This is a genomic window from Mycobacterium sp. NPDC004974, assembly GCF_053600815.1.
Genome location: NZ_JBSGAQ010000005.1, coordinates 132,391 through 152,218 on the forward strand (window position 1 = coordinate 132,391; position 19,828 = coordinate 152,218).

Annotated in this window: 20 protein-coding genes; 7 read left to right on the forward strand and 13 right to left on the reverse strand. The window is 68.7% G+C overall.

Translation table 11 applies throughout. From position 1 onward, the window contains the following. Window positions 1–6: 6 nt before the first annotated feature. The 4 genes from ACWEFV_RS13975 (at window position 7) to ACWEFV_RS13990 (ending at window position 3,962) form a co-directional block, all read left to right on the forward strand. Complete coding sequence (locus tag ACWEFV_RS13975; protein WP_135455515.1) at window positions 7–633, forward strand: precorrin-8X methylmutase; 627 nt, start codon at window positions 7–9, stop codon at window positions 631–633. After that, a complete protein-coding gene (locus ACWEFV_RS13980) occupies window positions 630–2,156 on the forward strand; it encodes a precorrin-2 C(20)-methyltransferase (RefSeq protein WP_450070585.1) in 1,527 nt (508 codons plus the stop codon). The genes ACWEFV_RS13975 and ACWEFV_RS13980 overlap by 4 nt, the downstream gene beginning before the upstream one ends. Before the next feature lie 97 nt (window positions 2,157–2,253). Beyond that, complete coding sequence (locus ACWEFV_RS13985; protein WP_135455519.1) at window positions 2,254–2,892, forward strand: TetR/AcrR family transcriptional regulator; 639 nt, start codon at window positions 2,254–2,256, stop codon at window positions 2,890–2,892. Further along, the gene (locus tag ACWEFV_RS13990; protein WP_450070586.1) at window positions 2,889–3,962 is read left to right on the forward strand and encodes a phosphotransferase family protein; all 1,074 of its coding nucleotides are present in this window, start codon (window positions 2,889–2,891) and stop codon (window positions 3,960–3,962) included. Before ACWEFV_RS13985 ends, ACWEFV_RS13990 begins: the two co-directional genes overlap by 4 nt. On the opposite strand, the gene ACWEFV_RS13995 is transcribed toward ACWEFV_RS13990, so the two are convergent. Genes ACWEFV_RS13995 through ACWEFV_RS14015 form a run of 5 tightly spaced genes read right to left on the reverse strand, consistent with a single transcriptional unit; the run spans window position 3,952 to window position 8,959 of the window. Continuing rightward, window positions 3,952–5,511 carry an adenylate/guanylate cyclase domain-containing protein gene (locus ACWEFV_RS13995; RefSeq protein WP_450070587.1) on the reverse strand — a complete coding sequence of 520 codons (1,560 nt, stop codon included), beginning with the start codon at window positions 5,509–5,511 and terminating at the stop codon, window positions 3,952–3,954. The genes ACWEFV_RS13990 and ACWEFV_RS13995 overlap by 11 nt on opposite strands. 28 nt (window positions 5,512–5,539) lie before the next feature. Continuing rightward, on the reverse strand, window positions 5,540–6,271 hold the full coding sequence (locus ACWEFV_RS14000; protein WP_450070588.1) for a cobalt-precorrin-6A reductase: 732 nt from the start codon (window positions 6,269–6,271) through the stop codon (window positions 5,540–5,542). After that, window positions 6,271–7,026 carry a precorrin-4 C(11)-methyltransferase gene (gene cobM, locus ACWEFV_RS14005; RefSeq protein WP_135455527.1) on the reverse strand — a complete coding sequence of 252 codons (756 nt, stop codon included), beginning with the start codon at window positions 7,024–7,026 and terminating at the stop codon, window positions 6,271–6,273. The genes ACWEFV_RS14000 and cobM overlap by 1 nt, the downstream gene beginning before the upstream one ends. Continuing rightward, entirely contained in the window at window positions 7,023–8,204 is a 1,182-nt protein-coding gene (cbiE, locus tag ACWEFV_RS14010; RefSeq protein WP_450070589.1) for a precorrin-6y C5,15-methyltransferase (decarboxylating) subunit CbiE, read from the reverse strand. The genes cobM and cbiE overlap by 4 nt, the downstream gene beginning before the upstream one ends. After that, window positions 8,201–8,959 (reverse strand): SDR family NAD(P)-dependent oxidoreductase, encoded by a 759-nt coding sequence (locus ACWEFV_RS14015; protein ID WP_135455531.1) that lies wholly within the window; start codon window positions 8,957–8,959, stop codon window positions 8,201–8,203. The genes cbiE and ACWEFV_RS14015 overlap by 4 nt, the downstream gene beginning before the upstream one ends. Before the next feature lie 35 nt (window positions 8,960–8,994). Between ACWEFV_RS14015 and ACWEFV_RS14020 the strand changes: the two genes are divergently transcribed. After that, window positions 8,995–9,420: a F420-dependent biliverdin reductase gene (locus ACWEFV_RS14020; RefSeq protein WP_135455533.1), complete on the forward strand. Its 426-nt coding sequence runs from the start codon at window positions 8,995–8,997 to the stop codon at window positions 9,418–9,420. A gap of 104 nt (window positions 9,421–9,524) precedes the next feature. On the opposite strand, the gene ACWEFV_RS14025 is transcribed toward ACWEFV_RS14020, so the two are convergent. Together ACWEFV_RS14025 and ACWEFV_RS14030 are read right to left on the reverse strand one after the other, a co-directional pair. After that, window positions 9,525–10,652, reverse strand: a complete 1,128-nt coding sequence (locus ACWEFV_RS14025) for a M24 family metallopeptidase (protein WP_450070590.1) — start codon at window positions 10,650–10,652, stop codon at window positions 9,525–9,527. A gap of 10 nt (window positions 10,653–10,662) precedes the next feature. Further along, window positions 10,663–11,058 (reverse strand): VOC family protein, encoded by a 396-nt coding sequence (locus tag ACWEFV_RS14030; RefSeq protein WP_450070591.1) that lies wholly within the window; start codon window positions 11,056–11,058, stop codon window positions 10,663–10,665. A 22-nt stretch (window positions 11,059–11,080) separates the two neighbouring features. On the opposite strand from ACWEFV_RS14030, the gene ACWEFV_RS14035 reads away from it, so the two are divergent. Then, a complete protein-coding gene (locus ACWEFV_RS14035) occupies window positions 11,081–11,941 on the forward strand; it encodes a hypothetical protein (RefSeq protein ID WP_450070592.1) in 861 nt (286 codons plus the stop codon). Continuing rightward, window positions 11,938–12,897 carry a 5'-3' exonuclease gene (locus ACWEFV_RS14040; protein ID WP_450070593.1) on the forward strand — a complete coding sequence of 320 codons (960 nt, stop codon included), beginning with the start codon at window positions 11,938–11,940 and terminating at the stop codon, window positions 12,895–12,897. The genes ACWEFV_RS14035 and ACWEFV_RS14040 overlap by 4 nt, the downstream gene beginning before the upstream one ends. 78 nt (window positions 12,898–12,975) lie before the next feature. Here the strand turns inward: ACWEFV_RS14040 and ACWEFV_RS14045 are convergent, their stop codons facing one another. From ACWEFV_RS14045 to ACWEFV_RS14070, 6 genes are all read right to left on the reverse strand, one after another. Then, window positions 12,976–13,773: a DUF4333 domain-containing protein gene (locus ACWEFV_RS14045; RefSeq protein WP_135455544.1), complete on the reverse strand. Its 798-nt coding sequence runs from the start codon at window positions 13,771–13,773 to the stop codon at window positions 12,976–12,978. A 38-nt stretch (window positions 13,774–13,811) separates the two neighbouring features. Continuing rightward, window positions 13,812–16,562 (reverse strand): DEAD/DEAH box helicase, encoded by a 2,751-nt coding sequence (locus ACWEFV_RS14050; RefSeq protein WP_450070594.1) that lies wholly within the window; start codon window positions 16,560–16,562, stop codon window positions 13,812–13,814. Next, a complete protein-coding gene (tatC, locus tag ACWEFV_RS14055; protein WP_135455547.1) occupies window positions 16,552–17,496 on the reverse strand; it encodes a twin-arginine translocase subunit TatC in 945 nt (314 codons plus the stop codon). The genes ACWEFV_RS14050 and tatC overlap by 11 nt, the downstream gene beginning before the upstream one ends. A 76-nt stretch (window positions 17,497–17,572) precedes the next feature. Further along, window positions 17,573–17,821 (reverse strand): Sec-independent protein translocase subunit TatA, encoded by a 249-nt coding sequence (tatA, locus tag ACWEFV_RS14060; RefSeq protein WP_135455549.1) that lies wholly within the window; start codon window positions 17,819–17,821, stop codon window positions 17,573–17,575. A 30-nt stretch (window positions 17,822–17,851) separates the two neighbouring features. Then, window positions 17,852–18,808, reverse strand: coding sequence for a helix-turn-helix transcriptional regulator (locus tag ACWEFV_RS14065; protein ID WP_450070595.1), 957 nt, complete (start codon window positions 18,806–18,808; stop codon window positions 17,852–17,854). Continuing rightward, on the reverse strand, window positions 18,805–19,818 hold the full coding sequence (locus ACWEFV_RS14070) for a helix-turn-helix transcriptional regulator (protein WP_450070596.1): 1,014 nt from the start codon (window positions 19,816–19,818) through the stop codon (window positions 18,805–18,807). Before ACWEFV_RS14070 ends, ACWEFV_RS14065 begins: the two co-directional genes overlap by 4 nt. Window positions 19,819–19,828 lie beyond the last annotated feature (10 nt).

The following is a 19,828-nucleotide window of genomic DNA, read 5'->3' on the forward strand; positions in this document are numbered from 1 at the left end:
GTTCGCGTGCTCGACTACATCCGTGACGCCGCCGAGATCTACCGGCAGTCGTTCGCGACGATCCGCGCCGAGGCGAACCTGTCTCGCTTCCCCGACGATGTGTCGCGGGTGGTGGTCAGGCTGATCCATACCTGCGGCCAGGTGGATGTCGCCGATCATGTCTCCTACACCGACGACGTCGTGACCAGGGCGCATGCCGCACTCGTCGCGGGCGCCCCGGTGCTGTGCGACTCGTCGATGGTCGCGGCCGGGATCACCCGCTCGCGACTGCCCGCCGACAACGAGGTCGTCTCGTTGGTGGCCGATCCGCGGGCCCCGGAGTTGGCCGCGAAGTTGGGATTCACCCGCTCGGCGGCCGCGGTCGATCTGTGGGCCGACCGCCTCGGCGGCGCGGTGGTCGCGATCGGCAACGCGCCGACGGCGCTGTTCCGGCTGCTGGAACTGCTCGACGAGGGCGCGCCCGTCCCGGCCGCGGTGTTGGGCGGCCCGGTCGGGTTCGTCGGCTCGGCGCAGTCCAAAGACGAACTGATCGAACGCCCGCGTGGCATGTCCTATCTGGTGGTGACGGGCCGGCGCGGTGGCAGCGCCATGGCCGCGGCCGCCGTCAATTCGATTGCGAGTGAGCGCGAGTGAGCACCGAGACGTCCAAACGCGGAACCCTTTATGGCGTCGGGCTGGGCCCGGGCGATCCCGAGCTCGTGACGGTCAAGGCGGCCCGGCTGATCGGTGCGGCTGACGTGGTGGCGTATCACAGCGCCAAGCACGGCCACAGCATCGCCAGGGGCATCGCCGAGCCCTATCTTCGAGACGGCCAGCTCGAGGAGCACCTGGTCTACCCCGTCACCACGGAAACCACCGAGCATCCCGGCGGCTACGTCGGTGCGATGGAAGATTTCTACGCCACCGCCGCCGACCGGATCGCCATCCATCTGGAGGCCGGCCGCGACGTGGCCCTGCTGGCCGAGGGCGATCCGCTGTTCTACAGCTCCTACATGCACATGCACACCCGGCTCACCGAGCGGTTCGACGCCGTCATCGTTCCCGGCGTCACCTCGGTGAGCGCGGCCTCGGCCGCTACCGGCACCCCGCTGGTGCAGGGCGACGACGTGCTGACGATCCTGCCGGGCACCCTGCCCACAGCGGAGCTGGAACGCCGCCTGGCCGACACCGACGCCGCCGTCGTACTCAAGCTGGGCCGGTCCTACACCCGGGTGCGTGACGCCCTCGAGGCGACCGGACGGCTGGATGAGGCGTACTACGTCGAGCGGGCCAGCACGGACCGGCAGCGGGTGTCACCGGCCCGCGAGGTGGGCGGCAAGGGCAGCGCGGATGCCAAGGTGCCGTACTTCTCACTGGCGATGGTTCCCGGCCGGTCCCGGTCCACCGCACCACAGGGCAGCGTCGTGGTCGTGGGCCTCGGGCCGGGCGACTCGGACTGGATGACCCCGCAGAGCCGCCGCGAACTCTCCGCCGCCACGGATCTGATCGGCTACGGACCGTATCTCGATCGCGTCGGGGCCCGCGCCGGGCAGCACCACCACCCCAGCGACAACACAGACGAGCCGGCCCGCGCGCAGCTGGCCTGCAAGCTGGCCCAGGAAGGCCGGACAGTCGCCGTCGTGTCCTCCGGTGATCCTGGGGTGTTCGCGATGGCCACGGCGGTGCTCGAAGAGGCCAAGCAGTGGCCCGGCGTCGAGGTCCGGGTGATTCCGGCGATGACGGCGGCGCAGGCGGTCGCCAGCCGGGTGGGCGCCCCGCTCGGCCACGACTACGCGGTGATCTCTCTGTCCGACCGGCTCAAGCCGTGGGATGTGATCGCGGCGCGTCTCACCGCCGCGGCCAAGGCCGATCTGGCGCTGGCCATCTACAACCCGGCCTCCAAGACCCGGACCTGGCAGGTGGGCGCCATGCGCGAACTGCTGTTGGAGTACCGCGATCCGAGCACCCCGGTGATCGTCGCGCGTGCGGTCTCCGGTGCGCAGCCCGGCCCTGGTGAGCGGGTGACCGTGGTGCGACTGGCTGATCTGGACCCGGCCCAGGTGGACATGCGCACCATGCTGATCATCGGCTCGTCGCAGACGCAGTGGTACACCGGTTCGGCCGCCGGCGACACCACCGAGGACCGGGTGTTCACCCCCCGCCACTACCCCGGCTGAACCAACAGACTGACTCGCGTCGAGTTTCATTGACTGCTGTCAGAATGATCGATAGTGTCCGGCGTCACACCCGTTGAAAATGGGAGGGCCGGCCAGCATGCCGACGGCACCACAGGGCGCACCCGCACGGTCCCCGGTCGACCGACGTCAACCGCAACGCAGTGATCAGCGGCGCACCGCGATTCTGGCGGCGCTCAACGAGCACCTGCAGAAGACCGGCTTCGACGCGCTGAACATCGCCGAGGTGGCGCGGCAGGCCGGGGTGGGCCGTTCGGCGTTCTACTTCTATTTCGAGAACAAGGCGGCGGCCGTCGCAGCTCTGGTCGAGCCGATGTACGACGCATTGTTCGCCGCCAACAACATCCTGGCCGACACCACCCGGCCACCCCGCGACCGTGTGCACGACACCATCGAGGCGGTACTACGGACCGCCGAGGATCACCGCTATCTGGTGCAGGCCATGTTGGAGGCCCGCGGGTCCAGCGGCGCCGTGCGCGATCTGTGGGACGGCGCGCGAGAGTCCTTCGTCCCCACTGTCTCGACGGTGATCGCCGCCGAGCGAACCGCAGGCCGCGCCCCCGACGGTGCCGACCCGGTGGTGCTCGCGAGCCTGCTCATGGAATTCAACGATCGCTTGCTGGAACGGTTCATCCTGGGTGGACCGCTGTCGCGACAACAACTATTGGAAGGCGCGGAGGCAATGTGGATGGGTTCGATCTACGGGACAGTGCAATGACCGCCGCAGGGTCGATCCCCAAGTCCATACCGGGCAAGCCCGCCGAGGTGACCGCCGCATGGCTGTCGCAGGTCCTTGGCGCCGAGGTGGATTCGGTGCAGACCGCGCCGATCGGCACGGGCCAGACCGGTGCCACCTACCGCGTCACCGTCACTTACCGCGACGACGCCGGCCTGCCGGGCACGTTCGCGGTCAAGCTGCCATCGCAGGACGACACCGTGCGTGACCGCGTCACCATCGGCTACCGCTCAGAGCACGCCTTCTACACCAATGTGGCCGACCACGTGCAAATTCCGGTCCCCCGCTGCCATCACTGTGAAATCGCCGGTGAGGGAGCAGATTTCGTCTTGCTCCTGGCGGACATGGCGCCGGCCGAACAAGGCGATCAGATCGCCGGGTGCACACCGGCCGAGGCCACCCTGGCGGTCCGGGCGCTCGCCGATCTACACGGGCCGACCTGGGCCGACCCACGGTGGGCGAACTTCCCCGGTATCGCGATGCCCAAGCCGGAACCGGACTCCGCCAAGGGATTCGGCGACGTCGCCAAGATGGCAGCCGATATCACCCTGGACAAGATCGGCGCGCGCCTGGATACCGAGGACCAGGACACCATGCGCACGGCCATGTCAGTCGTCACCCCGTGGCTGCTGGCCGAACCGGACCGGTTCGCCGTTCTGCACGGCGACTACCGCCTGGACAACATGCTGTTCGACCCGGACCGCACCCGGATCACCGTGGTGGACTGGCAGACTCTCGGCTCAGGCCTGCCCGCGCGCGACCTGTCGTACTTCACCGCGACCAGCCTGGATCCGACTGTCCGCGCCGCCGCCGAAGCCGGGCTGGTCACTGCCTATCATGACCGACTGCTGTCGCACGGCGTCACCGGATACGATCGCGAAACCTGTTGGCAGGATTACCGTTTGGGCATGCTGCAGGCGCCGCTGATCACGGTGCTCGGCACCGCTTTCGCCAGCTCCACCGAGCGCGGCGACGACATGATGGTGGTGATGGCGCAGCGGGGCTGCCGGGCGATCCGGGAACTCGGAACACTCGATCTGATCAGCGCCTGACCGGCGGTCCCGTGACGCGGGTGCCCGGGGTGACGCGGGCGATCCCCCGCACGATCCGCGGCATCCGCCGCGCCATCACCGCCATGGCGTGATCCGACCGGCGCATCGTAGGCCCGGGCCCCGGCGTCGGCACCGATGCCAGTTCCGCCTCGGGTGTTCCCGCCCGCGCGCCGTGGCGATCCACCGCGAGGAGCCGCCAGGTACCCGGCACTCCACGCAACTCGACGTCGCCGCGGTCCTCGAAGCCGGTTCCCGAGCCCACCACCAGATCGCGAACGGTGCTGGACACCAGGATTTCCCCCGCACCGGCCAGGCCGAGGATGCGCGCCGCGATATGGACCGCTATTCCCCCGATATCGCCGTCCATCAGTTCACATTCGCCAGTGTGGATCCCGGCCCGGATCTCGATGCCCAAGCTCTCGGTTTGATCACGCAGGGCCTCCGCGCAGCGAATCGCCTGGGTCGGCCCGTCGAAGGTGGCCAGGTGTCCGTCTCCGGTGCTCTTCACCACGACGCCGCCGAACCGCCCGGTCAGGTCTGCGGTGATCTCCCCCATCCGATGGAGCACCGCACGCCACCGCTCGTCTCCGGTGGCCGCGGCGTGCTGCGTGGAGGCGACCATGTCAGTGAACAGCACCGTGCGCAGGGCCCGGTGGGACTGCGACGGTGCGGCATGGCTGCCGGTGAGGAATTCCTCGATCTCGCTGGTGATCTCGTCGGGATTGGCGATCCAGGGTGCGTGGTCGGTGCCGTCGACCTCGAGCAGCTGCGCACCCGGGATGTGGTCGGCGAGATACCGCCCGCCCTGGATCGGAACCAGGTCTCCGGTGGCATGGATGATGAGGGTCGGCGCCGTGATGGTCGACAGAATGGGTCGCGCGTCGATCCGGAACAGAGCTTCGAGGGTGGCCCGGGCCATTCCGGGACTGGCGCTCATTCTCTCGAACATCCCGAGTTGGCGCACCGACCCGGCCGCCGGGAACAAACGCTTGAGTGCGGCACCGGTGCCCCACACCGAGCCGCTGGCCCGGCCGAACTCCTGGAACTGCGCGACCTGCTCGGTCGACGGTGTGTAGCGCTGGCCGATCTCGGCCAGGATCCGCGCTTGCAGCTCGGCCGGGTCACGGTCGAAGTCAGCCCACTCGGTGATGCCGAAGTACGCGAACGTGCCGCTCAGGATCAATGCCCTCGTGCGTTCGGGCCGGGTCGCCGCGAACAACATCGCGGCGGGTCCGCCCTCGCTCAACCCGAACAGAACGGCACGCCCGAATCCTGCGGCATCCATCACGGCCTCGAGCTCGGCCGCCCGTTCCTCGAGCGTGCGCACCTGGGGCACCGGATCCGACAACCCGACCCCGGCCTTGTCGAACAGCAGGACGCGGCAGAACGTCGAAAGTCGCTCCATGAAGGCCTCGAACTCGGGCATGGTCCAGAAGACTTCGAGGTGGCTGACGAATGACCCGGCGTAGACGAGCTCGACGGGTCCGTCGCCGAATACCTGGTAGGCGAGACTCAGACCGCCGCACGGTGCGTATGACGTCTCCGCCACGGTGTGGAGCCTACTGCTGCCGGGGGTTTCAGCCTGCGGTTTCGGCCCGAACCCAATCCGCCGCCTCCTCAACCGTGGCCACCGTGTGTACTCCGGGCGGCAGCGGCGGACGGTCCACCATCACCACCGGCACGCCCGCAGCTTCGGCGGCCCGCAGCTTGGGTTCGGTCATCGCACCACCACTGTTCTTGGTCACCAACGCGTCGATGCGGTGCTCGCGCAGCAGGGCCAGCTCCCCGTCGTAGTCGTACGGGCCGCGCGACAGCAGCAGTTGGTGATCGGCAGGCAGGGTGTCGGGATCCGGCGGAGTGACGGCCCGGATCAAGAACCAGGCGTCGACGTCTTTGAAGACCCGGGTGCCGGACCGCCCGGTGGTGAGAAAGACCCGCGAATAACCGTTCCCCGCCACGGCTTCGGCCGCCTCCCGGTCGGATGCCACCATGATCGCGGCGCCCGGCGCCCAGGCCGGCCGGGCCAGCACCAGATGCGGCACGCCGAGCTCAGCGCACACCCGGGCTGCGTGCTCGGTGATGGTGGCGGCGAAGGGGTGGGTGGCGTCAACGACCGCGTCGACCCGCTCATCGACCAGCCATTGCCTCATCCCCTCCACGCCGCCGAACCCCCCGATGCGCACGGGACCGACGGGCAGCGCCGGGTCCGGTACCCGCCCGGCCAGCGAGCTGATCACGTCGACCTGCGGGTGTAGAGCCGCGGCCAGGGCGCGGGCCTCACCCGTGCCACCGAGCAGCAGGAGCTTCATCAGTGGGTGGCCCCGCGACGGCGGCCTGAGGAGTACAGGTAGCTGTCGGAGAATCCCTCGGCGGCGAGCACATCGCCGACCACGATGACCGCGGTCTTGGTAACCGCGGCGGCATGCATCTTCTCGGCGATGTCGGCGAGCGTGCCACGCAACACGATCTCCTGCGGCCAGCTGGCGAATGCCACGACGGCACAGGGGGTTTCGGGGCGGTATCCGCCGTCGATGAGCTGCGGGACGATGTTGTCGATCTGGGCCGCGGCCAGGTGCAGCACCAGCGTCGCCCCGGGGGCCGACAGCGTACGCAGGTCCTCGCCGTCCGGCATCGCCGTGGACAGCGTCGCCACCCGGGACAAGGTGACGGTCTGAGCGACGCCGGGGACGGTCAGCTCGCGGCCCAGTGCGGCGGCCACCGCGGCGAATGCCGGTACACCGGGCACGATCTCGTAGCCGATCCCCAGTTCATCGAGCCGACGGCACTGCTCGGCGAGCGCACTGTAGATCGACGGATCACCGGAATGCAGCCGTGCCACATCGACACCCGCACGATCCGCGGCGACCAACTGGTCGATGATCTGGTCGAGGTTCAGCGGCCCGGTGTCGACGACCCTGGCGTCGGGGGGACACAGTGCCAACAGGTCTTCGGGCATGATCGACCCGGCGTACAGACACACCGGGCAGCTGCCGAGCAGTCGCGCACCGCGCACGGTGATGAGGTCGGCCGCACCCGGGCCCGCCCCGATGAAGTACACCGTCATCGCTTGACCACCGCCCACTGGGTCACCGGCAGCGCCGGCCGCCAACCGGTGAATCCGCCGATCGCACCACCCTGGTAGTGCTGATAACGCCGCAACTCGCCGCCTTCCTTCGAATACCATTGTGCTACAACGACTTCTGATTCCAACGTCACCGCGTTGACCACCAGCCGCCCACCTGAGGGCAGGCGATCGAAGCAGGCCTGCAGCAATCCGGGCTGGGTGACGCCACCGCCGACGAAGATCACCGCGGGCTCGGGCGCACCGTCAAGGGACTCGGGAGCGCCGCCGCGGACGTCCACCCGGACCCCGAAAGCCGCGACGTTGCTCAAGATCCGCGCGCGTCGCTGCTCGTCGCGTTCGAATGCCACCGCGGCGCAACCCGGTACGCTGCGCGACCATTCGATCGCGATACTGCCCGACCCCGAGCCGACATCCCACAACAACTCGCCGGGCCGTGGCCCCAGTGCCGCCAGCGTGACCGCCCGGATGGACTGCTTGGTGAGCTGCCCGTCGTGGGCGAACGCCTCGTCGGGCAGCGCCTGGGCCCGGCGCTCGTCGGGACGGTAGGCCACCGCCACCACGTTGAGGTCGTCTATATCGACCGGGGCGGCCGCCGCCCAGTCCCGGGCGGTGCCGTCGTGGCGGCGCTCCCCCGGCCCGCCCAGCTGCTGCAGCACGGTCAATTCCGAATCGCCGCGGCCGGATTCGTTCAGCAGCCGCGCCAGCGTGGCCGGGGTCTGCGCATCGCGAGACAGCACGATCGCGCGCCCGCCACGGCGCACCGCGGTATGCGGCGCGGCGGTCACCAGGCTGATCACCTCGGTGTCGGGCACCGTCCAGCCCATCCGCGCGCAGGCCAGCGTCACGCTCGACACATGGGGCAGCACCCGCACCCGGTGCGCGCCGAACAACCGGATCAGCGTCGCGCCGATGCCGTGCAACAGCGGATCGCCGCTCGCCACCACGTGCACATCGCCGTCGGCGAAAAGCGTCGGCAGGGCCGGCAGCATCGGCGACGGCCAATCTCGGCGGTCCGACGTCACGCTGTCGTCGAGCAGTTCCAGTTGCCGCGGCGAGCCGTACACCACGGTGGCACGCGCCAACTCGTCACGCGAGGCTTGCGACAACCCCGCCATCCCGTCGGCCCCGATGCCGACCACGGTGATCGTCCCTGTCACCGGGGCATCTTTCGCCAGATCGGCCGCGGCACGAATCTCGTCACGAAGATCATGGGGCGGATCACCCACGGCACCCAGACCGCACGCTTACCGCGGGCCAGCGCCTTGGCCGTAGCCTCGGCCACCTGAGCCGGTGTGCTGGAGAACGGCGCCGGTTCCATGCCCTCGGTCATCCGGCCGATCACGAACCCGGGCCGGACGATCAGCAGTTGCACACCGGTCCCGTGCAGGGCGTCGGTCAGGCCGGAGGCGAACGAGTCGAGGCCGGCCTTGGCCGAACCGTAGACGTAGTTGGCGCGGCGGGCCCGGGCTCCGGCGATCGAGGAGAACACCACCAGCCGGCCCCGGCCCGCTGCGCGCAGACGCTGCGCCAGCACCGTGAGCAAGCTGACCTGGGCCACGTAGTCGGTGTGCACGACGGCCACGGCGTGGGCCGGATCGGCCTCGGCCCGATCCTGATCCCCCAGCACCCCGAATGCCAGCACTGCCGTGTCGATCCGCCCGTGGGCGGTTTCGATCGCCTCGACCACGCGGGTGTGGCCGGCGACGTCGTCGGCATCGAACTCGCAGGTGTGCACCGCGGCGGCACCGGCCGCCCGCACCGCGGCGACCTGCTCGTCGAGTTGATCGGCACGGCGTGCGGCCAGCACGACGACCGCCCCGGCCGCGAGCCGAACCGCGAGTTCGATCCCGATCTCGCTGCGGCCCCCGAAAATCACCACGACACGGGGATCCGTGCCAGCCGTGTCATCCATGGCAGCGATTATGTCCTGCGCTAGCGTGGACCCCGATGGCTACATCTCGTGGCAAGGCAACCACCAAGCTCACCAGCGAGGCGCTGGCGTTTCTCACCGAACGCCACCTGGCGATGCTCACGACGTTGCGCTCGGACAATTCCCCGCACGTCGTGGCGGTCGGTTTCACCTTCGATCCCAAGACGCACATCGCGCGGGTCATCACCAACGGCGGCTCGCAGAAGGCGGTGAACGCGCACGAGCGCGGGATCGCTGTGCTCAGCCAGGTCGACGGCGCCCGCTGGTTGTCGTTGGAGGGCAAGTCCACGGTGAGCAGCGAGCCGGACGCCGTCCGTGACGCCGAGCTGCGTTACGCCCAGCGCTACCGCACCCCGCGGCTGAACCCCCGTCGCGTGGTGATCGAGGTACGAATCGAGCGCGTGCTGGGCTCCTCGGAGCTGCTGGACCGCAGCGAGGCCTAAATTCCGGGGTCGGCGGCCCGGCCCCGCTTCACGTGCGTAGCGCAGTGGCGGGAAAACGAGTCCAAAACCGCCACCACGCTACGAACGCGGCAGAGCGGCGGGCCTTAGTTCACCGGCACTACGACGAGATCGTGTGGCTGGTTGTTGACCGACAACGCGCCGTCCTCGGTGACGACGACGATGTCCTCGATGCGGGCGCCCCACTGCCCCGGGAAATACACGCCAGGTTCCACGCTGAATGCCATCCCGGCCTCCAGCGGCAGGTCGTTGCCGGCCACGATGTAGGGCTCCTCGTGGACCGACAGCCCGATGCCGTGCCCGGTGCGGTGTACGAATGCCTCGGCCAGCCCTTCGGCCGCCAGCACGTCGCGGGCGGCCGCATCGATCTGCTCGGCGGTCACGCCGGGGCGCACGGCCGCGACGGCCGCCTGCTGGGCGCGCTGCAACACCGCGTAGCGCCGCGCCACCTCGGGATCCGGTTCGCCGATGCTGTAGGTGCGGGTCGAGTCGGAGTTGTAGCCGGGCTCGTACGGCCCGCCGATGTCGACCACGACGATGTCACCGGCGCTCAGCTCACGCTCTGAGCATTCATGGTGCGGGTCGGCACCGTTGGGACCGGAGCCGACAATGATGAACGCCACCTCTGAGTGTCCTTCGGCGACAATAGCTTCGGCGATGTCAGCGGCCACGTCGGCTTCGGTGCGGCCGGGCACCAGGAACTCGGGCACCCGGGAGTGCACCCGGTCGATCGCCGCTCCGGCCTTACGCAGCGCGTCGATCTCGGCGGGATCCTTGATCATCCGAAGGCGCCGGAGTACATCGGTGGCCAGTACCGGGACCACACCGAGCAGGTCGGCGAGCGGCAAGAGGTGCAGGGCGGGCATGGAATCCGTCACCGCGACGGCACTCCCCGGCCCGCCGAGGGCGTCGGCGACCATCTGGTACGGGTTCTGCCCGTCCACCCAATCACGCACCGCCACACCGAGTTCGGTGACCGCCGACTCACGCAACGCGGCCAGTTCCAGGCGCGGCACCACGATGGTCGGGTCCCCGGTGGCGGGCAGCACCAGCGCGGTGAGCCGTTCGAAGGTCTGCGCGCGTGAGCCGACCAGGTACCGCAGGTCATAGCCGGGGGTGATGACCAGTCCGGCCAGACCGGCTTCTGCTGCAGCTGATGCTGCCGCGGAAAGGCGGTGGGCGTACACATCGGTGCTGAATCGGCTGACCGTCATGGCATCGAGGCTAGTGGTGCGGTAGATAACTGGCGATCTCGATCAGGTTGCCGTCGGGGTCGCGGCAATAGTGTGAGGTCATCGGGCCCAATGCGCCGGTCTTGGGAACCGGGCCCTCGGTGATCTCGACACCACAGGCTCTCAGATGCTCACCAACGGCCTCCGGTTCGACATCTGCGATGAAGCACAGATCCAAGGAACCCGGTGCGTCGACGGCGCCGGTCACCCAGTTGGCCGAACCGGTCGGCCGCACGTTGAGCTTCTGATCGCCGAACACCAACGCGATACGGCCGTCACCGAACACCTCCCTGCGCATGCCCAGCACCCGCACGTAAAACGAGACGGTGGCGTCGCTGTCCCGGCAGTTCACCACGACATGGTCAATACGGTTGACGGTGAAGGTCATACCTCACGCTACTGTCGCTGGAATGTTGCGTGATATCCGCGATCTCACCGGCGATCCCGAGGCGTATGCCGCTGAGCTGCGCAGGCGCTGGGGCGGCCTGTTGAGTTACCGGTACCTCGGGCGCTCGTATTCCTCGATGGACCTCGGTCCGGTCGACGACACGGTGACGTTGCGGCGCGACATGCGAAATCCGGCGGGCGGGTTGCTGCTTGCGGTGCTGGGCATCTCCTCCCCGGACAGCGGTGGCGTGAGCGATCTGGAAGCCGTACCCAACCCGGTCATCCACTCGTGCCAGGTGCTGGACCCGGCCGTCGATGTGGCCCGCATCCGGGTGGATACCGAGGTGCTCAAGCAGGGCAGGCAACTCGCGTACAGCCGGTCGGTGATCGTCGATGCCGACAATCCGGACCGGGTCATCGCGCTCACCGAGGGGCAGGGCATCTCCATCGGTACGCCCCCCGAGGGCCTGGAGAAAATGCCCGTCGACCCGATCGACATCGTCGACGGTCCGGATCTACCGCCACTGTGGCAGGTGTTCGGCGGCCACAAACGCGACAACGGACATTGGGCTCTACCCGAGCTCGCGGTCGAGGTGGCCTCACCAGACGCCGCGCTGCACATCGGCCCACAGTTCGTGATCCTGGAGACGGCCGCGGCGGACGCCGCTGCCCGTGCCGCAGAAACCGATACGCTGCAAGGTCTTTCGTCGCATGTGATGTTCCTGGCCCGCGGTAAGGCCGGCCCGTTCCGGGTCGACACCCGGGTACTGCCCGGCGCGGGTGGCACCGTCGCGGTGCGGGCCACGCTGTATGACGAGGGTGCCGGCGGAAAAGCCGTCACGGCTGCGTCCTATGTATTCGGTCGAATGGAGGAAACCCGATGAGCGACCCAGTTCTGCTGCTCGACGGCGCCAGCATGTGGTTCCGGTCCTACTTCGGCGTGCCGTCGTCGATCAAGGCACCCGACGGCAGGCCGGTGAACGCGGTACGCGGATTCCTGGACTCGGTTGCCACGCTGGTCACCCGGGAGCGACCGCGCCGGCTGGTGGTGTGCCGCGACGACGACTGGCGGCCGCAGTGGCGCGTCGATCTGGTGCCGTCGTACAAGGCGCACCGGGTGGAACAGCCGCAACCTGACGGCATCCCCGATGTCGAGGAGGTTCCCGACGACCTCACCCCGCAGGTCGACATGATCATGGAATTGCTCGATGCATTCGGCATCGCGACGGCCGGGGCGCCCGGGTTCGAAGCCGACGACGTGCTCGGCACGCTGGCGACGCGCGAACAGCACGATCCGGTCGTGGTGGTCAGCGGAGACCGTGACCTGTTGCAACTGGTACGCGACGAGCCGGCCCCCGCCGTCCGCGTGCTCTACATCGGCCGGGGACTGGCCAAGGCCACGAAATTCGGTCCGGAGGAGGTCGCCGAGCAGTACGGGGTTCCCATCGACCGGGCCGGACCGGCGTACGCGGAGTTGGCCCTGCTGCGGGGTGACCCGTCCGACGGGCTGCCCGGGGTCGCCGGGATCGGCGAGAAGACGGCGGCGACGCTGCTGGCCCGGCACGGCTCGCTGCTGGGTATCCAGGCGGCCGCCGAAGACCCGAAATCCTCACTGTCCAAAGCACATCGGGCCAAGCTGCTGGCCGCCGCCGACTATATGGCCGCGGCTGAACCGGTGGTCCGGGTGGCCACGGATGCCCCGGTGACGTTGTCTGCTGCGACCGACGATCTACCGTTGGCCGCCGGCGACTCGGCGCGGGTCGCCGAGCTGGCCGCGGCGTACGGGGTGACCTCGTCGATCAGCCGGTTGCAGTCAGCCCTCGACCGACTGCCCGGCTGACTCCGTCCGCGCCATTTGCTACATCAGGGTCGCTCGCGCGCGGCGAAGCGACCCTGATGTAGATATCGGCGGGCTGACTTACTTGGGTCGACCGACCTCGTAGGTGCCCTTGTCGTCCTTGAAGGTCACCGTCACCTTGCGCTTGGTGCCGTCGATGGTGACCTCGCAGTCGAAGGTCGAATCCTTTTTGACCGTCGGATTCTCACCGTCGTTGCACTTGACGCCGGTGACCTTGGTGGCACCGTAACCGTTGGTCTTGTCGGTCAGGATCTGCTCGACGCCGGTCTGGGCCTTGTTGATGTCGAGCTTGGTCGTCACCGCCCATCCCGGAAGCCAGAACGCGGTGACCGCGAGGATGATCAGCAACAGGGCCAGCAGGCCGCCGACGACGCCGCCGATCACGGCCAGCGAACGCTTGGATTCCCCCGAAGCGCCCGGCACACCGTAAGGCCCGAACTGACCGGGAGCGCCGTACTGGCCCGGCTGAGGGTATTGACCCGGCTGGCCGTACTGCGGCGGCTGCCCGGGCTGCCCGTACTGCGGTTGCTGCCCATAGCCCGGCACCTGGCCGTACTGCGGCTGGCCGCCGGGGTACGCCGGCTGGCCGTACTGCTCGGCCCCGGGGTACTGCGGCTGTTGTGGCTGCTGCGGCTGCGAATAATCCGGCTGCTGCACGCCTTGGGCAGGCGGCTGGTACGACGGATACTGCTGCGGCGTGTACGCCGGCGGCTGCCAGGCCGGAGCGTGAGGCGTCGGGTCCTCGGAAGCGGGGGTGGGTGGCTGCCACGCCTCGGCACCCTGCGCCTGGTCCCCCGTGGGCTCAGGCTGCTGACCGGGCCACTGCTGTCCCTGGTCAGATCCCTGCGGTCCGCTCATGGTTCTCCTTGATCCTGTTCGGTATCGCCTGCCACACATTACCCCGCATCAACAGCAACAACACCGCGCCGAACATCGTTGACAGCGCGTTTCGCGGTATTGCGCAGGGCAGTTGCGGGTGCGGCATTGCGCACCTGGTCGAGCAAGTCGAGCACCTGACGGCACCACCGCACGAAATCCCCCGCCGACAGCGCAGAACCCGAACCAGCGACATCTGAGGCCGCGAGTGCGGCGGCCAGATCGCCGGTGGTCGCCCACCGGTAGACGGCGGTCACGAAGCCTTCGTCGGGTTCACGGCTCGGCGCGAGCCGGTGCCGCTGCTCGTCGCCGCGCAGGTCCGCCGAGACGCGCCGGGTCTTGGCCAGCGCGCGGCGCAGGCTCTCGGTGGGAATGTCGACTCCCAGGACCCCGCCCGCGGAGTCCCCGCGCGATTCGAACAGCACTGCCGAGAGCACGCCGGCCAGTTCCGCGGGCTGCAAACCGTCCCACAGGCCGGCGCGCAGACATTCGGCCACCAGCAGATCGCTCTCGCTGTAGATCCGGGCCAGCAGGCGACCGGCGTCGGTCACCCTGGGTTCACCAGAGTCGGCTTCGATGAAGCCGCGTTCACTGAGCAGCGCCACGATTCGGTCGAAGGTGCGGGCCAGCGAGTTCGTCGCCGCGTTCACCTTCTGCTGGATCTGGGCGTTGTCACGTTCGATGCGCAGATAGCGTTCGGCGATCCGGGCCTGGGCCTCGCGGTCCGGTAGTTGATGCGCCGGGTGATGACGCAGTTCGTCACGCAGGCCGGCCAGTTCGGGATCGACGTCGCGTTCGGGGGCCGCGGCGCCCCTGCTCGCGCGCTTCGAGGGCACCGAGAGGTCGGCGGCCGCCGAGCGCAACGCCGACGCCAGGTCCCGACGCACCCGTGGCTGCCGGTGTTCGACCCGCTTGGGTAGCGTCATCGCACCCAGCGGGGCCGACGCACCCGAGTAGTCGGCCGACGAAATCCGGCCTGCCCAACGGTGTTCGGTGAGCACCAGCGGTCTCGGGTCGTCGCTGTCGCGCTGCGCGGGCTCGAGCACCACCGCCAGTCCGCCGCGGCGGCCGTGGGTGATGGTGATGATGTCGCCGCGGCGCAACTCGGCCAGTGCGTCGGTGGCGGCCCTGCGCCGTTGCAGTCGCGATGCCCGCGACTGCGCGCGTTCGCGTTCGCCGATCTTGGTCCGCAGCCGGACGTAGTCGAGGATGGGCGCGTCTTTGCCGCCGAACTCGGCCGCCAGCTCGCTCATCATCCGTTCGCCGCGCGCGATCCCGCGCACCAACCCGACCACCGACCGGTCGGCCTGATACTGGGCGAAGGAGCGTTCCAGCAGTTTGTGCGCCTGTTCGGGCCCCATCTGCTGCACCAGGTTGATGGTCATGTTGTAGCTCGGCGCGAACGAGCTGCGCAGCGGGAAGGTCCGGGTCGAGGCCAGGCCGGCGACCTCCGCGGGTTCGGCGTTGCTGTCGTCGGGCCGCCACAGCACCACGGCATGGCCTTCGACGTCGATACCGCGGCGCCCGGCCCGCCCGGTCAGCTGGGTGTACTCCCCCGGCGTCAACGGAACATGCTGCTCGCCGTTGAACTTCACCAGCCGCTCGAGCACCACGGTGCGGGCCGGCATGTTGATGCCCAGAGCCAGGGTCTCGGTGGCGAACACTGCCTTGACCAGGCCCGCGGTGAACAGCTCCTCCACGGTGTGCCGGAACACCGGCAGCATGCCGGCGTGGTGGGCGGCCAGCCCGCGCAGCAGTCCTTCGCGCCATTGGTGGTAATCGAGGACGATCAGGTCGGATTCGGCCAGGTCGGCGCAGCGCCGGTCGATGATCTCGGCGATCCGGCTGCGTTCCTCGTCGGTGGTCAGCCGCAGTGGCGCCCGCAGGCACTGCTGGACAGCCGCGTCGCATCCGGCCCGCGAGAACACGAAGGTGATGGCGGGCAGCAGCCCCTCGGCGTCCAGGGTGGCGATCACGTCGGGCCGGCTGGGCGGCCGGTACAGCTGCGGGCGCCCGCCTCCGCGCCCTCTTCCGCGTGGTTGCCAGTCGGCCAGCCGATCGGCCTCGCGCCGATGGCTGATGTGGCGTAACAGATCCGGGTCGACGAGCGTGCTGTTCGTGCCCTCGAACAGATCGAACAGCCGCCGGCCGACGAGCATGTGCTGCGAGAGCGGCACCGGCCGGTGTTCGTCGACGACGACGGTGGTGTCGCCGCGAACGGTCTGGATCCAGCCGCCGAACTCCTCGGCATTGCTGACCGTCGCCGACAGGCTGACCAACAGCACGTCCTCGGGCAGATGAAGGATGACCTCCTCCCACACCGCACCGCGCATCCGGTCGGCCAGGAAGTGCACCTCGTCCATTACGACATAGGAAAGCCCATGCAACGCAGGCGAATTCGCGTACAGCATGTTGCGAAGCACTTCTGTGGTCATCACCACGATGTCGGCGTCACCGTTGATGGACTGGTCTCCGGTGAGCAACCCGATCTTGTCGGCGCCGTAGCGGGCCACCAGATCGTTGTGTTTCTGGTTGCTCAGCGCCTTGATCGGTGTGGTGTAGAAGCACTTGCCGCCCGCCGCCAGCGCCAGGTGCACGGCGAATTCGCCGACCACGGTCTTGCCCGCCCCGGTCGGTGCACACACCAGGACGCCGTGACCGCTTTCCAGCGCACGGCAGGCACGCAGCTGGAAATCGTCGAGGGCGAACGGATATTCGGCGGTGAACCTGATCAGTTCACCGCCGGGTTGCTCACCAGGATCAGGTGGCATCGTCGTCGATGTCGATTCGCGACGGTCCGCTCACCGGTTCCGGCGTCTGGATCGGTTCCGCTGTCGGGATCGGCGCGGCCTCGTCCTCGGGCACCTCCAGTGCCTCGCGCCGCGCCTTGCGCCTGTCGTTGACCCGCGCGATCTGGATCGCGAACTCCAGCAGCAGGCTGAGCGCAGAGGCCAGCGCCAGCATCGTGAACGGGTCAGAGCCCGGCGTGGCGAATGCCGCGAAGACGAACAGGCCGAAGATCAGGCCGCGGCGCCAGACCTTGAGCCGCTCGTAGCTGAGCATGCCGATCAGGTTGAGCATGATGATCAGGAGTGGGAACTCGAAGCTGATGCCGAACACCAGCAGCAGATTGATCAGGAACCCGAAGTACTGCTCGCCCGACAGCGCGGTGACCTGCACGTCGCTGCCGACGGTGAGCAGGAAGCCCAGGGCGGTGGCCAGGACCACGTAGGCCAGGATCGCGCCGGTGATGAACAGCACGGCGCCGACGCCGACGAACGCCATCGCGAAGCGGCGTTCCTTCTTGTACAGACCTGGCGTGATGAACGCCCACAGCTGATAGAGCCACACCGGGCAGGCCAGCACCAGCCCGGCTGCCAGCGCCACCTTGAGGCGCAGCATGAACTGGTCGAACGGGCCGGTGGCCAGCAGCCGGCACTCGCCGTCCGGGGCGATGGTCGCGCGGGCCGAGGCAGGCAGTGAGCAATACGGGCCACGCAGCCATTCCCCCAGGCTGTGCAGACCGAAGAAGCCGTTGGTGTACCAGAGGAAGCCGAAGATCGTCGTCACGAGAACAGCGAGCACGCTGATCAGCAGACGGTTACGCAGCTCGTGCAGGTGGTCGACCAACGACATCGTGCCGTCGGGGTTGACCCGCGAGCGGCGGCGGCGGGGATCGAGCTTCTTGATGAATCCGGAGGTCACTGGCGTGTTCTAGAGGCCTGGTCGTAGACGTGGCACGGCATCGCGGGGCGATGACCGCGATCGGATGCCGGACCGGTCAGGCCGTGTGGCGGTCCGGGGACTGCTCGGGAGCCGGAGCGTCGACCCGCTCGGAAGCAATCGGCTTGGCTGGCGGGGCCTCCGCCGGGGAGGCCGCAGAATCCGACTGCATCTCCTTGATCTCAGACTTGAAGATCCGCATCGACTTACCGAGCGACCGCGCGGCGTCCGGCAGCTTCTTGGCGCCGAAAAGCAGCACGAACACCGCGATGACAATGATCCAGTGCCAGGGTTGTAGACCACCCAATTTGGTTACCTCCAGACGTCGGTGCCGAGTCTACCCGCGTGCGTCGTCGGCGTCGTAGACACGCAGGGCCTCGGCGGCCGCGTCCCGCACCCGCTGCGCCAACGACTCCGGGGCCAACACGGTGACCGCCGAGCCGAAACCGAGTACGAACCTGGCCATCCATTCGTCGGAGGCGTAGGTCATCGCAGCTTCGCAGGCCCCGCCGGGCAGCTCGTTGACCACCCGCAACGGGTAGTAGTCGAAGGCCCACGCGGCAGTCGCGTCGACCAACAGGGTGGCCGACGGGAGGGCCGGATCCGCGTCGAACAGTGACATGTCGGGGCCCGCCTGTACCGCCGGTGGCGGCGGTGCCGATGTCTCGTCGAGCACCTGCGCGTCGACGATGCGGTCGAAGCGGAACAGCCGCACCGCCTCGGCGGTGCGGCACCACGCCTCCAGATAGCTGTTGTCACCGACCAGCGCGACCCGGATCGGATCGACCGTGCGTCGGCTCAGCGAATCCCGCGACGCCGAGTAGTACTCCAGCGTCACCGCCCGGCCGTCGCGCACCGCGGCCCGCACGGCCGCGGCAGCGACGCTTTCGGTCTGCGCCGGCTCGTCGACGGCCGCCAGCTTGCTGCCCGCGGCAGATTCGATCTTGGCGATCGCGCTGCGCGCGGCTTCCGGATCGACCATGCCGGGCACGTCGACCAGTGCCCGCAGCGCGACCAGGATCCCGGTTGCTTCGGTGGAGGTCAGCCGCAGCGGGCGGTCCACACCCGCACTGAACGTGACTTCGACTGTGTCGCCTTCGAAATCGAAGTCGATGAGGTCGCCGGGGCTGTACCCGGGCAGCCCGCACATCCACAACTGCCGCAGGTCATCGTCAAGCTGCTTGCGGGTGACGCCCAGCGCCCCGGCCGCCTCGGCCCGCGTGACCTTCGGGTTGGCCTGGAAGTACGGAACCATGTTCAGCATCCGGACCAGCCGGGTGGAAACCTGACTCATGCGCGATCCTCGCTGACCCTCATGCCGCGGTCCGCCTGCGCCCGCAACCGCGCCAGCACGTCGTCGCGCAGCGATTGTGGCGCCAACGCCACGGCGTCGGCCCCGTAACTCGCGATCTCCCTGGCCAATCTGTCGTATCCGCCGACGTCGACGGTGATCTCCTCACCTGCGCGGCCGCCCAGCGTGCGCGGTACGGTCCCGACGGCCTGCCGTCGCAGGGCAGTTGCCCGGCCGTCGGCCACCCAGACCCGGGCCTGTTCCCCGGTCGGCGCTTCGGCGACGACGCGCTGCACCACCTCACGCAAGTTGACGCCGTCGGGTTTCTGCACGGTGCCGGCTTCTCCGATGGCGGTGACCGTGTCACCGAGGCGGGACAGCCGGAACGTGCGGGTGTCGTCGCGGAGCCGGTCATGACCGACGAGGTACCAGCGGCCCCGGTGCGTCACCACGCCCCACGGTTCGACGGTGCGGGTGGTGTACGGATCGCTGCGCGAGTACCGGTGTTCGAACTGCACCACCCGTCCGGTGTCGATCGCCGACAACAGGGTTCCCAGGACCTTCTCCGAACCCCTGATACCCGGCAGCACAGTCGTGGAGGTGATCGCGACGGACGAATCGCCGCCTTCGACGTCCACCCCTGCCGCCCGCAGCTTGAGCAACGCACCCTGGGTCGCGGTGATCAACTCCGGGGATTGCCACAGCTGGGTGGCCACCGCGACGGCGGTGGCTTCGTCGGTGGTCAACGCGACGGCCGGCAGTGCATAGGCCTCACGGTTGATCCGATAGCCCTCGGTGGGGTCGAACTTCGACACCCGGCCGGTCTCCAGCGGGATTCCAAGATCGCGCAATTCGTTCTTATCGCGCTCGAACATTCGCGAGAACGCCTCGTCACTGGAGCTGTCGTCGTAGCCCTGGACGATTTTGCGGATCTTTTCTGCCGGCAGAAAACGATCGGTTGACAGCAGTGCGATGACAAGGTTCATCAACCGCTCGACTTTGGATACCGCCACGAGATGAAAG

Coding starts and splice junctions, on each gene's coding strand:
- ACWEFV_RS13985 (WP_135455519.1), top strand. CDS start 2,254: ATGCCGACGGCACCACAGGGCGCACCCGCACGGTCCCCGGTCGACCGA.
- ACWEFV_RS13990 (WP_450070586.1), top strand. CDS start 2,889: ATGACCGCCGCAGGGTCGATCCCCAAGTCCATACCGGGCAAGCCCGCC.
- ACWEFV_RS14000 (WP_450070588.1), bottom strand. CDS start 6,271: ATGAAGCTCCTGCTGCTCGGTGGCACGGGTGAGGCCCGCGCCCTGGCC.
- cobM (WP_135455527.1), bottom strand. CDS start 7,026: ATGACGGTGTACTTCATCGGGGCGGGCCCGGGTGCGGCCGACCTCATC.
- ACWEFV_RS14015 (WP_135455531.1), bottom strand. CDS start 8,959: ATGGATGACACGGCTGGCACGGATCCCCGTGTCGTGGTGATTTTCGGG.
- ACWEFV_RS14020 (WP_135455533.1), top strand. CDS start 8,995: ATGGCTACATCTCGTGGCAAGGCAACCACCAAGCTCACCAGCGAGGCG.
- ACWEFV_RS14025 (WP_450070590.1), bottom strand. CDS start 10,652: ATGACGGTCAGCCGATTCAGCACCGATGTGTACGCCCACCGCCTTTCC.
- ACWEFV_RS14030 (WP_450070591.1), bottom strand. CDS start 11,058: ATGACCTTCACCGTCAACCGTATTGACCATGTCGTGGTGAACTGCCGG.
- ACWEFV_RS14035 (WP_450070592.1), top strand. CDS start 11,081: ATGTTGCGTGATATCCGCGATCTCACCGGCGATCCCGAGGCGTATGCC.
- ACWEFV_RS14040 (WP_450070593.1), top strand. CDS start 11,938: ATGAGCGACCCAGTTCTGCTGCTCGACGGCGCCAGCATGTGGTTCCGG.
- ACWEFV_RS14045 (WP_135455544.1), bottom strand. CDS start 13,773: ATGAGCGGACCGCAGGGATCTGACCAGGGACAGCAGTGGCCCGGTCAG.
- ACWEFV_RS14050 (WP_450070594.1), bottom strand. CDS start 16,562: ATGCCACCTGATCCTGGTGAGCAACCCGGCGGTGAACTGATCAGGTTC.
- ACWEFV_RS14065 (WP_450070595.1), bottom strand. CDS start 18,808: ATGAGTCAGGTTTCCACCCGGCTGGTCCGGATGCTGAACATGGTTCCG.